This is a genomic window from Hydrogenophaga pseudoflava NBRC 102511, assembly GCF_001592285.1.
Classification (GTDB): domain Bacteria; phylum Pseudomonadota; class Gammaproteobacteria; order Burkholderiales; family Burkholderiaceae_C; genus Hydrogenophaga; species Hydrogenophaga pseudoflava.
In genome coordinates, this window is sequence record NZ_BCWQ01000005.1 from 185,243 (window position 1) to 199,415 (window position 14,173).

The following is a 14,173-nucleotide window of genomic DNA, read 5'->3' on the forward strand; positions in this document are numbered from 1 at the left end:
TCGGCGCATGCACGCCACCGACCCGCGACACCCCTACGAAACGCTCACACCCGACGTGGTGCAGGACGCGCTGGCCAGCCTCGGCCTGTGGGGCGACGGGCGCCTGTCCGCGCTGAGCAGCTACGAGAACCGGGTCTACCAGGCGGCGCTGGAGACGCCTCTGGACGGGCACGCGCAGGTGGTCCTCAAGTTCTACCGGCCGGGCCGCTGGAGCGAGGCACAGATCCTCGAAGAGCACGCCTTCGCGGCCGAGCTGGCCGCCGCCGATGTGCCGGTGGTGGCACCGCTGTCCATCGACGGCCACACGCTGCACCGCCACGGCGGCTTCCTGTTCAGCGTGAGCCCGCGGCGCGGCGGACGCCGGCCCGAGCTGGAGGACTTCGACGTGCTGGAGTGGACCGGCCGCTTCCTCGCGCGGCTGCACACCGTGGGCGCCGCCCGGCCCTTCGCGCACCGCCCGGCGCTGGACGCTGCCAGCTTCGGCCACGAGCCGCGCGACTGGCTGCTGACGCACGAGGCCGTGGCGCCCGAGGTGCGCACCGCCTGGCGCCAGGCGCTGGACGAAGCGCTGCAGATCATCGAATCGCACCCCGCCCTGCGCCCGGTCCGGGCTTCGGCCACCGAGGACCGCGTGGCCCTCATCCGCCTGCACGGCGACTGCCACCCGGGCAACATCCTGTGGACGCCCGAGGGCGCGCCTGGCGCCGGCCCGCACTTCGTCGACCTGGACGACGCACGCACGGGACCTGCCGTGCAAGACCTGTGGATGCTGCTCTCGGGCGAGCGGCGCCAGCAGACGCAGCAGCTGGGCGCCCTGCTCGATGGCTACGAACAGATGCGCGACTTCGACCGGCGGGAGCTGGCCCTGATCGAGCCACTGCGCACGCTGCGGCTGGTGCACTACAGCGCCTGGATCGCACGGCGCTGGCAAGACCCGGCCTTCCCTATCAACTTCCCCTGGTTCGGCAGCCGCGACTACTGGCAGGGCCAGGTGGACATGCTGGTCGAGCAGATCGAGGAAATGCAGAAGCCGCCGCTGGTGGTTTGACCCTTTCTTCATAAAGGTTTCTGGCAATTAAATTGTGTGCAATTAAATTGCCAGCTACAGTTCACGCCATGCCATCCACAACACCCCTCGACGAACGCGCCCTGCTGCTGGACAACCAGCTGTGTTTCGCGCTCTATTCGGCCTCGCTGGCCATGACCAAGCTGTACAAGCCGCTGCTGGAGTCGATGGGCCTGACCTATCCCCAGTACCTGGTCATGCTGGCGCTGTGGGAGCGCGACGGCGAAACCGTCTCGGCACTGGGCGAACGACTGCACCTCGACTCGGGCACCCTGACCCCGCTGCTCAAGCGACTGGAGGCGGCCGACCTGGTCTCGCGCCTGCGGGACACCACCGACGAACGCCGCGTGCTGATCCGCCTGACCGCGGCCGGTCGACGGCTCAAGGCCCGGGCGGCGCGCCTGCCCGCCTGCGTGATGCAGGCCGCGCAGTGCAACCTAGACGAGGTCACTGCCCTGACCCGACAGATCCAGACGCTGCGCGACCGGCTCAGCGCCTGACCCCTCCACCCCCCCGCTTGCTGCGCAAGCTTTTCATGAAAGACCCGACCATGGCCTCTCTCGACAAAGTTCTCTACACCGCCCGCACCCACACCACCGGCGGCCGCGACGGCGCCTCGCGTTCCGACGACGGCCGTCTGGACGTCAAGCACACGCCGCCCGGCGCACCTGGCAACGGCACCAACCCCGAGCAGCTGTTTGCGGCCGGCTATTCGGCCTGTTTCATCGGCGCCATCAAGGCCGTGGCCGGCAAGATGAAGCTGACGGTGCCGGCCGATGTGGCGGTGGACGCCGAGGTGGACCTGGGCCCCGTGGGCCAGGCCTATGGCATCGCGGCGCGCCTGACGGTGCACCTGCCAGGCATGGACCGCGCGCAGGCCCAGGCCCTGGTCGACGCCGCCCACCAGGTCTGCCCGTACTCGAACGCGACCCGCGGCAACATCGACGTGACCCTCACGCTGGCCTGATCAGCCGCGCTTCTGGATCGTTCCGGCCAGGTGCCGCTCGCGGAAGCGGCGCATGGCCCGGAACAGCACCGGCGGCATGTAGTCCTGCGACACGCGCCAGCGCAGGCCGCCGATGCGCTCGTTCGGGCGCTCGGCAAAGATGGTCGTGTGCGCACCGTTCTTCTCTTCGTCGGGCCGTCCGTTCGTGTAATAGAACAGCGCCAGCGACTTGCGCGAGTCGCCTTCCGGGCAGGTCAGCGGGTCCGGGTGGCCGTGGAAGGTGTTGCTGGTCGGCGAGAAGATGGCGAGGCGGTTGAACACCGGCAGGATCTTGGCGCCGCAGTACGTCACCTCGCGGTCCCACAGCTCCAGGCTGCCGCCGTACTCTTCCTTCCAGTTCTTGTTCATGTAGAAGATGACGTTGATCCGGCGGTCCAGGAAGTTCTGGTCGTGCTTGTTGAAGTCGGCGTGCAGCTTGAGCAGGCCGCCGCGCGGCGTCTGGTGCAGACCGCCGCCCCGCATCGAAGGATCGGCAATCATGTTGTCGATGCCGGTGACCTTTTCAAGGAAGCGCAGGAACGGCGCCGAGTTGAACTGGTAGAGCATCTGGCGCGTCACCGGCCCGAACTTGGTCTCGTCCACACACACCAGCTTGCGCTCGGCCGGGCGGTTGTAGTTGTGCCACTCGATGTCCTGCGCCTTGGGGAACTCCTGCCACATCGCCTCGGCGATGTCCTCGGGCAGGAAGTTGTCGAACGCCATGTGGTTGAACGGCGTGCCGAGCTTGTACTGGGCCTCGCCCTCGATGGCGAGTTGTTCGTAGCGGGGGTCGTCGAAGACGAAACGGTTGGACAGTTCGGGGCGGGACACGGAGGACTCCTGAGGGTGCCGGGACGGTGGTCCCGTGAAACATCCCTTCAGCGACCGGCCCCCCCCCTTTTCAGGGCGTGGCGGCAGGCGTCTTGTGCGCTTGCATGCGGCGTCCGAGCACGCCGAGCAACACGGTCAGGGCATCTCCAAGCAGAGTGGTCAGGCGCATGCTCACGGCCAGCCCGGCGGCCACCGCAGCTCCGGTCAACGGAGTGAAGAGCACCACCATCATCGCCTCGCGCACCCCGAGACCACCGGGAGAGCCTGGCACCACATAGCCCACCACCCAGGCGCTGCTGTAGAGCAGCGCGATGCTGAACCAGTCAATGTCGGGACTTGCGAATAAGTATTCCGACTGCAATTTCACTACATAGCCCTGCTGCATGAAGTTGATCAAGATCAACAGGGACACGAACAGCGCGGTGCGCAGTTGCGGCAGGCGCAACAGCCGGCCGCCGCCAATCTTCATGCTCAGCCTGGGCAGCAGGGTGTTGAGCACCTTGATGCCCAGCCAGGGCGCCACCAGGGCCAGCGGCAGGATCCAGACCAGCTTGGAAGCGAAGGCGGGTGCTGCCGCCCCGTCGGCGGTGTGCAGGTCCCACAGCACCACGGTGCCCAGCAGGGCGAGCATGCAGCTGATCACCAGGTTCCAGATGCCCTCGAACACCGCCGTGCCCACCGCGACACCCACGGGAATGCCGGTGGACTTGGCCAGCACGCCGCGGCCGATGAACTGACCCACATTGCCCGGCAGGTACTTGCCCAGCTGGGAAATGAAGAACACCTGCACCGCCAGCCGCGTGGGCACGCGGTGGCCCTGGTCGGACATCAGCAGGCGCCACACGTGGGTGCCGAAGAAGTGGGCCAGCACCACGCTCATCATGCTGAGCAGGCCGACGGCCACGGTGGCCAGGTTGAGGGGAATCGGCGGCAGCTTCTCCATGTGGATCATGAAGGCGCGCACGAAGAACACGATCGACGCCACGACGGCCGCATACATCAGCCACTTGAAAACGGTCTTGGCGTATTTCATGGAAACCCGTGGGAAACAAAGCGAAGCGGCGCTACAAGGCGCCGCACAACCCCACAAGTGTAGTCGCCGGGTGGTGGCCAGCCACCACCCGGACCCTGACGCAGATCAAGCCAGGCTGCCCAGGCGCTCCATCGCGTCGGCCAGCCAGTCCTTGGGCAGGGGCTCGTCCTTGGCCGGCGCAACCACCCAGCCTTCACCAGCCGAATGGAGGCCGAAACGCCCCTGGGTCCAGAGTTGCCAGGCCAGCCAGGCGCAGTCGTGGGCCGAGGCCGAGCCACCGGCGGGTGCGGTCAGCAGGGCCGTGCAGGGCTCGGTGCGGGCGAGATGCAGCACACCGTCCCGGACCTCTGCGCCCAGGACGGCCGCCAGCTGCGCCAGCGCATGCGCATCGTCCTGCCGGGCGCCGAACCGTTCCAGCCAGGAGCGGACCTGCAGCACCACCCCGGCGCCCCGGCGCGCCTCGGCCTGCTGCAGGTCGGCGTGGTCCCATCGGTGCCAGTCCACCGCCGGCTCCTGCGCACCCACCCACAGGGCCGCCTGCGCAAAGCGGAACAGCGCGCGCTCGTACGCCGCCGGGTCGGCACCGGCGCCGATCACGAGCAGGGACGACAGACGGCCCGACACCAGGCGAGACTGCTGGGCCAGCATCTTGTCGCGCACCAGTTCGTCGCGCTCGCTGCGCAGGGCCGACAGCTCCAGCGCGTTCTTCAGGTCGGAGCGCAGGCTCTCCAGCTCCCAGGGCTTGGCGATGTAGCGGTAGATCTCGCCGGTGTTGATCGCATCGATGGCCTCGCCGATCTCGGAATAGGCTGTGGTGAGCATGCGCACGATGTGCGGGTAGTGGGTGCGGGCGTGGCGCAGCAGCTCGTTGCCGCGCTCGCCGGGCATGCGCTGGTCGCACACCAGCACGGCAATGTCGGCGCCGTGCACGCTGAGCACCGCCCGCCCCTCGTCGACCGAGTTGGCGGTCAGCACCGGGGCCAGCGGCCCCACCAGCCGCTCAAAGTACTTGAGGGCGATCGCCTCGTCATCGACGTACAGGATCTTCTCGGGTTTCATCTGGATACCTCATGGTGTTGTTCTGTGTCCGTGGCACCAAAGTGCAGGCGGACCGCGGTGCCGCCAGCGGGCGGTGACCGGACCTCGACCGTCCCGCCCACGGATGCCATCACCCGCTGGCAGAAGACCAGGCCCATGCCGCTGCCGCCACTGGCCGACCGGGTGGTGACGGGCTCCCGGGTCAGCCGGGCCAGCACCTCCGGCGCAATGCCCGGACCGTTGTCACTGATTTCAATGACCGCCCGGTCCGGCGTTCCTGCGACCACGATGCGGATGCGGGGTTCGGCCGGCGGTGCCGAATGCAGGGCCAGCAGGGCATTCTTGACCACGGTGCACAGCACCAGGTACAGCAGGTCGCGCTGGCCGGGCAGGACGAAGTCCTGCAGCAGATCGCAGACCAGCCAGCCGGCCTCATCGCCATCGAAAGGATAGCCCTCGCGCACCGATCGCACCAGATCACTGGCCAGTTCGCTGGCGCTGCCGTCGGCGTGATAGGCGTCGCGCGCGGTGCGCACGAAGGTCGCCACCAGGGACTGCGCATAGTCGGTGCGGCGCAGGGCCGCGTCCAGCATCGCGCCGATTTCGCCGGGACGGCGCTGGGTGAGACAGACCAGGTCGGTGTTGCCGCACAGAGGGGCCTGCTGGCGTTCGCGCATGGCGTGCAGGTAGCCGCTGACCGTGGCCAGCGGCGTGCCCACCTCGTGCGCCAGGAATCCGAGCGTCTCTCGCATGGCCTCGTCCCGCCGCTGCAGCAGGGTCTGCTCGCGCAGCCGCTGCTGGCAGGCCGCCAGAGCCTCGCGCAAGGCCCGCCGGGTCACCGGTTCGTCCAGCGGCTTCTCCAGGATCCGCCCCACATGGCCCAGGTTGACCGCCGCCATCGCCACGTCCTTGTCGGCATAGGCCGACATCAGCAACCGCGACACCAGGGGGTGCCGCTGCCGGACCTCGGCCAGCAGGGCCACACCGTCGCGTTCGGGCATGCGGTAGTCGGTCAGCAGGACGGCGACCTCGTGCCCCTGCCGGTCCATCAGGTCCAGTGCCTGCCGCACGCTGGCGGCGGTCCGCACGTCGAACTCGTCGCCGTAGGAGCGCGCAAACCACTTGAGCGCCTGCGGTTCGTCGTCGACCAGCAGCACGGCACGGGCCAGCGGGGGAGCGGAGCCGGAACCCGGCAGGTCGGATTTCATTGGGGCGGCCTCGGCAGGTCGAACGAAAACTCGGTCCATTCGCCGAACACGCTGTCGACGGACAGGATGCCGCCGTGCCGCTGCACGATGCCGTAGCTCACGCTGAGCCCTAGCCCGAGGCCGGCCCCCACGTCGCGGGTGGTGAAGAAGGGCTCGAACACCCGGCCGATGTTGGCCGGATCGATGCCGTGCCCGTTGTCCCGCACCGAGATCCGCAGCCGCTCACCCTCCGGCGCCACCCGCACGTCGATGCGCGGCTGCGCCCGCTGCACGGACTGCATGGCGTGGGCGGCGTTGCTCAGCAGGTTGATCAGCACCCCGATGATGGCCGGCTCGTCACCCATCACATGGGTGTCCTGGGGCAGGTCGAGCACCAGCTCGATGCCCTTGAGTTCGTAGCCGGCCAGGCGAATGGCCGAACGCACCGCGTGTTCGAGCAGGAAGGGCCGCTGGCTGTCGTCCCCGGGCTTCTGGTAGGCAAAGGTCTTGAGGTCGGAGACGATGTTCTGCACCCGGGTCAGCCCCTCGCGCGCGTCCTCCAGGCTTTCCTTGAGCATCGGGTCGGTCTTGGCAGACGGCACGCTCAGGCCCATGTTCACCGCCATCAGGGCGTAGTTCACCGGGTTGTTGAGCTCGTGCAGCAGCCCGGCCGAGAGGGTGCCGATGGCGGCCATCTTCTCGCGCTGGATCAGCTGGCCCTTGACCTCGGCCAGGGTGCGGTTGGTCTCCTGCAGCTTGTCGTTGTTCATGGCCACCTCGTGCTGCAGCTGGAACAGGCGCAGCCGCGCCCGCTCGTTGAACCAGGTGCAGACCGCGCTGGCAATGGCCGAGAACAGGATGAACAGGCTGTTGGTGTAGAGCTTGCCGGGTTCGGCCACGCCGTCGGGGTGGAGCGTGCAGGCCATCAGGTAGAGCACCAGCGTGAGCACACCGAAGCCGATGCCCTCGAACAGCGTGATCGGCAGGATGATGCCCACCGCGTACATCGCCAGGTGCAGGCCAACAAAGTAGATCGAATCGACCCCGCTGGTCAGCCAGATCATCCAGGCGATCATCACCTGCGGCAGCACCAGCCAGGTCATGGTGAGCACCCGCACCTGCTGCGCCCCCACCCGGGTGTAGAGCAGCATCAGGATGCCCAGGGTCAGGCAGGCCACCAGCAGACGCAACAGGAAGAACTCGGTCAACCACTCCGGATAGGAGAAATAGTCCAGACCCACCCCCGCGAGCACCAGGCCGATGGAGGTGATGCTGCCGGCCTTGCTGTAGGCGAGCCGGAACGCCGACAGCTGACGCTCGTAGGACGCGGTGTCCCTGGCGATCATGCAGTGTCCAGGGGGCCGCGCCCCGGCAGCGTGGTTTCCGCGAACACGTTGACCCCGGTCTGGTCGGTGTACAGGTCGATCGCCGCCCCGACCTCGGACATCACGGACATCATCTGCGCCTCGTCGCGGTAGATCAGGTGCCACTCCAGCAGGTGCTCCATGCCATGGCGCTCGGGGTTGCTCGAGTGCACATTGGTCAGCAGCATGCGCGCGCCCGGGGCGGAGCGGGACATGAAATAGCGGATCAGCCGGGTGCAGACCTTGTCGGACAGGTAGTCGAACAGGCCCGCGCAGTAGATGAAATCAAAACCCCGGCCACCCTCCAGCGCCTGCGACTGCGCCGGGCGCTTGAGCAGGTCGTGCACCGACTCCTGGACATAGTTCACCTCGACCCGCCGGCCGGTCTCGGCCATCACCGCGTCGATGCGCTCGCGCGTGTAGTCCAGGGTCTCGCGGCTGAAATCGAGCAGGGTGAAGCTCAGGCGGCTGAGGTCCGCGCCGGAGGCGATCAGCCGCTGCAGCTCGACCGCCGGGCCGCAGCCGACGTTGAGGATGCGCACCTGGCGCCCTTCCTGCTCGCCCAGGGCCACGGCACGCCGGAGGTAGTCGACCAGGATGTTGATGCGGTTGCGGTGCGCCTCGGCCACCGCCGCCCTCAGGAAGGTCGCGTTGACCAGCTGGATGTAGGTGCTGCTGCCCTGCCGCGGGTCGCCCAGCAGCTGGTTGACCATCTCGTAGTCGCCGGCATAGCCCAGCGGCTTGGCAAAGGTGCGGTAGACGAAAGGCGCCCGCAGCACCAGCGGGTGCAGCGCCGCCTGGGCGTAGCTGCGGTGCAGCAAGGCATCGTCCGCGGGCACGCTGGCGGCCTCGCTTTCCAGCCGCACCAGGAAGCTCTTGCCCTTGGTCATCAAGGGTTCGGCCATGGCCCAGAAGACGGCATCGGTCAGCCGGCCGTCCTCGCCCTTGGGCAGCGAGTCCAGCATGTCGGCCTGGTCGATCCAGCGCGCGGTCTCGGACAGGAAGGCCCGGAACTCGCTGACCGCCACCTGGTAACTTTCCTTGACCCGGAAGCGCTGCTCCCAGTCCTCGACAAAACGGGCAGCCTCCATGCCAACCTCCCGCACATTGCCACGGGCCAGATTGAGGTCCGACCACTCGTCAATCAGGGCCAGCGAGACCACCGCCATCAGGCCGGTGTTGAGCAGGCTCACCACCACCGCCTTGCCCTGGTAGATGGCGCGCTCGCCGGAGCGGATCACCAGGTCGCTGAGCACCTCGCTGACCTGGACGATGGAATAGGGGTTGTAGATCTCCATCACCAGCGAGCGGCGCTGGAGACTGGTCAGCGTGCCGCGCGCGGCTTCGCCTTGGCTGTTTCGGAAGGTGACAACAGGATCAAAGGGGCGCTGGGGTTGCACGGTGGTTGGATGTCAACGGTGGTGGGGCGAATCGCCCCGATCGGAAGCTCCCAATCTGCCAGTGTAGTCATCTGCGACCTGTTTCACGGGCGCAACTGTCGTCCAAACGCCGTTCGGGCGCAAAAAAACCCGGGCCGGATACCGGACCGGGTTTCAGACCTTATGCACTCGATTTCCGTAGCGCTCAGGCCAGCAGCGCGTTGACCCGCCGGACGTAGGCGGCCGGGTCGTCGGGCAGGCCGCCCTCGGCCAGCAGCGCCTGGTCGAACAGGATGTGCGCCAGGTCGTCGAAATGGGCCGAGCCGTCGAGCTTGCGCACCAGCGGGTGCGACGGGTTGACCTCCAGCGTGGGTTTGGCTTCCGGGGCCTTCTGGCCCGCGGCCTTGAGCATGCGGGCCAGCTGGCTGGAGAGCTCGCCCTCGCCCACCACCAGGCAGGCGGCCGAATCCACCAGCCGGGTGGTCACGCGCACGTCGCTGGCCTTGTCCTTGAGGGTTTCCTTGAGCTTGTCGAGCACCGGCTTGAAGCTCTCGGCCGCCTGCTCGGCCGCCTTCTTCTCTTCTTCGTCCTGCAGTTCGCCCAGGTCCACCGCGCCCTTGGCCACGCTCTGCAGCGGCGTGCCGTCGAAATCGGGCAGGAAGGACAGCGCCCACTCGTCGACCCGGTCGGTCATCAGCAGCACCTCGATGCCCTTCTTGCGGAAGAGTTCGAGCTGAGGGCTGTTTTTGGCGGCGGCCAACGTGTCGGCGGTGATGTAGTAGATGGCCTTCTGGCCCTCCTTCATGCGCGCCTTGTAGTCGGCCAGCGACACCGCCACTGAGTCGCTGGTGGTGCTGGCAAAGCGCAGCAGCTTGGCCAGCTTGTCGCGATTGGAGAAGTCCTCGCCCAGGCCTTCCTTGAGCACGGCGCCGAACTCGGCGTAGAAGGCGGCGTACTTGTCGGCGTCCTTGGACAGGTCGTCCAGCATGGTCAGCACTCGGCGGGTGTTGCCCTCGCGGATCGCCTTGACGTCGCGGCTTTCCTGCAGCAGTTCGCGGCTCACGTTCAGCGGCAGGTCCGCGGAGTCGACCACGCCCTTGACCCAGCGCAGGTAGGCGGGCATGAGGCTCTCGGCCTCGTCCATGATAAAGACGCGGCGCACATAGAGCTTGATGCCGGCCTTGCGGTCGCGGTTCCACAGGTCCATCGGCGCCTTGGACGGGATGTAGAGCAGCTGCGTGTATTCGGTGCTGCCCTCGACGCGGTTGTGGCTCCAGGCCAGCGGGTCGGCCTGGTCGTAGCTGATGTTCTTGTAGAACTCGGCGTACTGCTCGTCGCTGATGTCCTTCTTGCTGCGCGCCCACAGGGCGTTGGCGGAGTTGGCGGGCTCCCACTCGTCGCGGGTGATGTACTCGCTCTTCTCGGCGTCCCACTCTTCCTTCTGCATCAGGATGGGCAGGCTGATGTGGTCGGAGTACTTGGTGATGAGCGACTTGAGCTTCCAGTGGCTCAGGAACTCGGTCTTGTCCTCGCGGATGTGCAGGGTGATGGTGGTGCCGCGCGCGGCGCGCTCGATGGTCTCGACCTCGAAGTCGCCCGTGCCGCCGCTGGTCCAGCGCACGCCTTCGGCGGCCGGCAGACCGGCGCGGCGCGACTCGACCACGATCCTGTCGGCCACGATGAAGCCCGAATAGAAGCCCACGCCGAACTGGCCGATCAGCTGGGCGTCCTTCTTCTGGTCGCCGCTGAGGTGGCTCATGAAGTCGCGCGTGCCGCTCTTGGCGATGGTGCCCAGGTGTTCGACCGCCTCGGCCTGGCTCATGCCGATGCCGTTGTCGGTGATGGTGATGGTTTTCGCGTCCTTGTCGAAGGCCACCCGCACGTCCAGGTTGGGCGCGTCCTCGAACAGCGCGGCGTTGTTCAGGGCCTCGAAGCGCAGCTTGTCGCAGGCGTCCGAGGCGTTGGAGACCAGCTCGCGCAGGAAGATCTCGGGGTTGGAATACAGCGAATGGGTGACCAGGTGCAGCAGCTGGGCCACCTCGGCCTGGAAGGAGAGGGTCTGTTTGCTCATGTTCTTTGAAAATCGTCAGAAGGTATGAGGGCCATGCCACCCGCTCCGGACCGGCCGGGTGGCACTCGCGAGGGCGCAATTATGGGCAGGCCGCGCGATTTCAAGCCGGGGTGTCAAGCCGGCGCGGCCAGCCAGGTCTGCAGCTGGGCCGCCACCTTCGGGCTGGACAGCAGGTCCAGGTGCCCGGTCCGGAACACCGTGCACTGGTGCTCGGGCGCCAGCGCCAGCCGCATCGACGGGTCTTCGTGGCGGCCCAGCGCGCTGTCCAGCGGCACCAGGCCGTCGCCGGTGAGGCGCTCGGCCAGCCGGCTGCGTTGCCCGGCCAGCGTGGCCGCCACCGCATAGCAGGCCACGCCCTCGGGCAGCGGCAAGGGCTGGCGGTGGTCGGCGCCCGAGGCAAAGCGGTCGCGGCCCTGCCAGTCGGCGTCCTGCACATGGCCGTGGCGCAGGTCGGTGATGCCCGCGCTGCGCAACTGGCCCAGCCGCGCGAACGGTGCGGTGAAGGGGTTGGCGGCCAGCAGCCAGTCGGCCCCGTGGCCGGCGCGCTCCAGCGGCGCGCCGTGGTGCGGCGTGCCCAGGAAGACCAGTTCGCGCAACAGCTGCGTCCACGACAGGCCCGCCGCCTGGCCCGCCGCCACCGCCGAACGGGCCACCAGCCCGCCCATGCTGTGCCCCACGACCGTGATGCGCGTCGGTGGCGCGGGCCACGCGGCCACCAGTTGTTCCAGCAGCAGCGCCAGCGCGCGCCCATTGACCGAAATGTGCAGGCCGCTGTTGTAGCGCAGGTAGATGGGCGTGGCGCCCAGCGCCTGCGCCAGGAACGCCCCATGGTCGTGCCCGCTGCGGCGCCATTGCGCGTCGTTCATGCACAGGCCATGAACGAGCAGCAGGATGTGCGGACCGGCGCTGGGCAGCTCTTCTTTCAGCGAACCAGGCGACAACGACAGCGGCACGCCGCCGGCGCGCAGCTCCATGGCCTGCGCCAGCGGATTGCCCAGGGCCTGCAGCCGGTCGCCCAGCACGCCGTTGAGTGCGGCCAGCACCGCCTCGCGCTGCGGCGAAGCCTCGGGGTGGGTCGCCGGGTCGTCCAGCAGCGGCAGCAGCACGCCCAGCGCCGCGTTCGTGCCCCAACCCGCCAGCCGGGCCACGCCGCGCACGGCCTGGTAGATCTGTCCCGTCAGGCCGCCGGTTTGATCACCCGTGGCGCCACCGGACAACCCCAGCCGCCGGTGCACCGCCTGGTGCACGCCTTCGGCGATGTTGATCACGCTGTGGGTGCCCTGCACCGCCAGCTGGGCCGCTGCCCGCAGGTCGGTCGGACGCACGTGGCGCAGCAGGGCCTGGCGCAGCGGTCCGGTGGGAGTGGCCTTGGTCATGCGATGGTGGGCGCCGGGCTCAGAACCGCTCGTCACCGCCCAGGTAGCGCCACTGCCCCACCGGCAGATTGCCGAGCATCACGCGGCCGATGCGGATGCGCTTGAGACCGACCACATGAAGGCCGACCTGCTCGCACATGCGGCGGATCTGGCGCTTCTTGCCTTCCCTGAGCACGAAGCGCAGCTGCTCGGGGTTCTGCCAGTCGACCTGCGCTGGCTTGAGGGGCTGATCGTCGAGGCTCAGGCCGTGGCGCAGCAGGGCCAGGCGCTCGGCCGGGAAGACGGCCTGCACGTCCTGCGTCACCACGCCCGCGCCCTTGGGGCCGTTCGGCGCCCAGTGCACGCGCACCAGGTACTCCTTCTCGACGCCCGAGTCCTCGCCGATCAGCGTGCGCGCGACGCGCCCGTCCTGCGTGAGCACCAGCAGGCCGGTGGAGTCGATGTCCAGCCGGCCGGCCGGCGCCAGCCCGCGCGTGTGCACCGCCTCGAAGCGGCGGCCGCTGCGGTCATCGCGCCAGTGGCTCTGGGGCTTGATGAGCACGGCGGCGCTCTCGTGGCCGTCTTCGGGCAGGCCGCTCACATAGCCCACCGGCTTGTGCAGCAGGATGGTGACCTGCCCGGCCTGCTGGTGGCGCGCCTGCGGCAGCACCTCGACCTGCGCGTCGGGCGGCACCGGCTGGCCCATGACGGCGGGCTGGCCGTTGACCAGCACCCAGCCGCGCGCAATCCATTCGTCGGCCTCGCGGCGCGAGCACAGGCCCAGTTCGGCCATGCGCTTGTTCAGGCGGATCTCGCCACGCACGTTGCCCACGCGGGCCAGGTCGGGCCGGGTGTCGCGCGGCGGGCGGGACGGCCGGGGTGCCTCCGATGGGCGGCGGGGTGCGGTGTCGCCCTGCGGGTTCTGCGCCGCCCAGGCGGCCTCACGCGCCGCACGTTCGGCCTTCACTTCAGAGAGGGGTCGGGCCCGGGCCGGGCCGCGCGGGCGCACGGGTGCGCGCGGGGCCGCTGGCTTCTCGGCCGGGGCTTTGGCCTTGAGCTGCAAGGTCTTGGGTTTGTCGGTCATGCCCCGATGATCCCATGGCCATGCCGGCCCGCTACAGCTCCCCGGACCGCAGCGACGAAAGGTCCAGCACCCGCAAGCCCCCGTACTCCACCCGGATCCAGCCCTTGTCGGCCAGCGCCGTCAGCGCCTCGTTCACCCGCTGGCGCGACAGGCCCACGAGGTAGGCCAGCTCCTGCTGGGTGATGCGCAGCACCCCGCCGACGTTGGGTGAGAGCAGCGGGTGGAACAGCGCCGCCAGGTTGCGCGCCACCCGCAGGTCGGGGCTGGAGATGCGGTCGATCTCGCGCGCGGCGATGAACTGGCCCAGCCGCTCGTTGAGCTGGTTCATCACGAAGCGGTTGAAGCCGATCGAGTGGTCCAGCAGCCAGTGGAAGGTGTCCACAGGCAGGCCGGCCACCCGGCTCCTGCGCAGGGCCTGGATGTTGTAGCGGTAGGCCTCGCGCTTGAGCACCGTGCCCTCGCCGAACCAGCCGCCGGGCGCGACGCCGGTGAAGGTGATCACCGCGCCCTGCGAGTCGTCGTTGCTCATCTTGAGCAGGCCGTCGAGCAGGCCGAACCAGTAGGTCGCGGGCCGCCCGATACGGCAGATCAGCTCACCCACCTGCACCTCGTTGACCACCAGGGCGTCCAGCGCGCGCTGGCGCTCGGCCGGGGTGAGGCTGTTCAGCCAGGGGATTTCGCCCAGCTCGTCCAGCGACGGCGGGCGGGCGGTGGCGCGCAGTGTCGCGCCGGAGCGCAGAGGGGTGGTGGACGGCATGACGAGGGCCTCTCACAGGGGAC

The 14,173-nt window shown here is 68.6% G+C and carries 13 protein-coding genes; 3 read left to right on the plus strand and 10 right to left on the minus strand.

Going from position 1 to position 14,173, the window contains the following annotated elements:
* The first annotated feature begins 7 nt into the window (after positions 1-7).
* The 3 genes from HPS01S_RS08455 (at position 8) to HPS01S_RS08465 (ending at position 2,033) form a co-directional block, all read left to right on the plus strand.
* Positions 8-1,048 (plus strand): serine/threonine protein kinase, encoded by a 1,041-nt coding sequence (locus tag HPS01S_RS08455; RefSeq protein ID WP_066153863.1) that lies wholly within the window; start codon positions 8-10, stop codon positions 1,046-1,048.
* Between the two features lie 68 nt (positions 1,049-1,116).
* The gene (locus HPS01S_RS08460; RefSeq protein WP_066153866.1) at positions 1,117-1,566 is read left to right on the plus strand and encodes a MarR family winged helix-turn-helix transcriptional regulator; all 450 of its coding nucleotides are present in this window, start codon (positions 1,117-1,119) and stop codon (positions 1,564-1,566) included.
* Positions 1,567-1,616: 50 nt separating this feature from the next.
* Positions 1,617-2,033, plus strand: a complete 417-nt coding sequence (locus tag HPS01S_RS08465; RefSeq protein WP_066154081.1) for an organic hydroperoxide resistance protein — start codon at positions 1,617-1,619, stop codon at positions 2,031-2,033.
* On the opposite strand, the gene HPS01S_RS08470 is transcribed toward HPS01S_RS08465, so the two are convergent.
* The 10 genes from HPS01S_RS08470 to HPS01S_RS08515 all read right to left on the minus strand — a co-directional run bounded on the left by HPS01S_RS08470 (position 2,034) and on the right by HPS01S_RS08515 (position 14,150).
* A complete protein-coding gene (locus HPS01S_RS08470) occupies positions 2,034-2,882 on the minus strand; it encodes a 2OG-Fe(II) oxygenase (RefSeq protein ID WP_066153869.1) in 849 nt (282 codons plus the stop codon).
* A gap of 70 nt (positions 2,883-2,952) precedes the next feature.
* Positions 2,953-3,915 carry a lysylphosphatidylglycerol synthase domain-containing protein gene (locus HPS01S_RS08475; protein ID WP_066153872.1) on the minus strand — a complete coding sequence of 321 codons (963 nt, stop codon included), beginning with the start codon at positions 3,913-3,915 and terminating at the stop codon, positions 2,953-2,955.
* A gap of 105 nt (positions 3,916-4,020) precedes the next feature.
* On the minus strand, positions 4,021-4,974 hold the full coding sequence (locus tag HPS01S_RS08480; protein ID WP_066153874.1) for a response regulator: 954 nt from the start codon (positions 4,972-4,974) through the stop codon (positions 4,021-4,023).
* Entirely contained in the window at positions 4,971-6,161 is a 1,191-nt protein-coding gene (locus HPS01S_RS08485; protein ID WP_066153877.1) for a hybrid sensor histidine kinase/response regulator, read from the minus strand. The genes HPS01S_RS08480 and HPS01S_RS08485 overlap by 4 nt, the downstream gene beginning before the upstream one ends.
* Positions 6,158-7,486, minus strand: a complete 1,329-nt coding sequence (locus HPS01S_RS08490) for a sensor histidine kinase (protein WP_066153880.1) — start codon at positions 7,484-7,486, stop codon at positions 6,158-6,160. Before HPS01S_RS08490 ends, HPS01S_RS08485 begins: the two co-directional genes overlap by 4 nt.
* Positions 7,483-8,904 (minus strand): class I SAM-dependent methyltransferase, encoded by a 1,422-nt coding sequence (locus HPS01S_RS08495; protein WP_066153883.1) that lies wholly within the window; start codon positions 8,902-8,904, stop codon positions 7,483-7,485. The genes HPS01S_RS08490 and HPS01S_RS08495 overlap by 4 nt, the downstream gene beginning before the upstream one ends.
* A 184-nt stretch (positions 8,905-9,088) precedes the next feature.
* Positions 9,089-10,954 carry a molecular chaperone HtpG gene (gene htpG, locus HPS01S_RS08500; protein ID WP_066153886.1) on the minus strand — a complete coding sequence of 622 codons (1,866 nt, stop codon included), beginning with the start codon at positions 10,952-10,954 and terminating at the stop codon, positions 9,089-9,091.
* 113 nt (positions 10,955-11,067) lie between these two features.
* Entirely contained in the window at positions 11,068-12,330 is a 1,263-nt protein-coding gene (locus HPS01S_RS08505) for a PGAP1-like alpha/beta domain-containing protein (RefSeq protein WP_066153889.1), read from the minus strand.
* Between the two features lie 19 nt (positions 12,331-12,349).
* The gene (locus tag HPS01S_RS08510) at positions 12,350-13,102 is read right to left on the minus strand and encodes a pseudouridine synthase (RefSeq protein WP_079364738.1); all 753 of its coding nucleotides are present in this window, start codon (positions 13,100-13,102) and stop codon (positions 12,350-12,352) included.
* Between the two features lie 322 nt (positions 13,103-13,424).
* A complete protein-coding gene (locus HPS01S_RS08515; protein WP_066153891.1) occupies positions 13,425-14,150 on the minus strand; it encodes a Crp/Fnr family transcriptional regulator in 726 nt (241 codons plus the stop codon).
* Between the last annotated feature and the right edge of the window lie 23 nt (positions 14,151-14,173).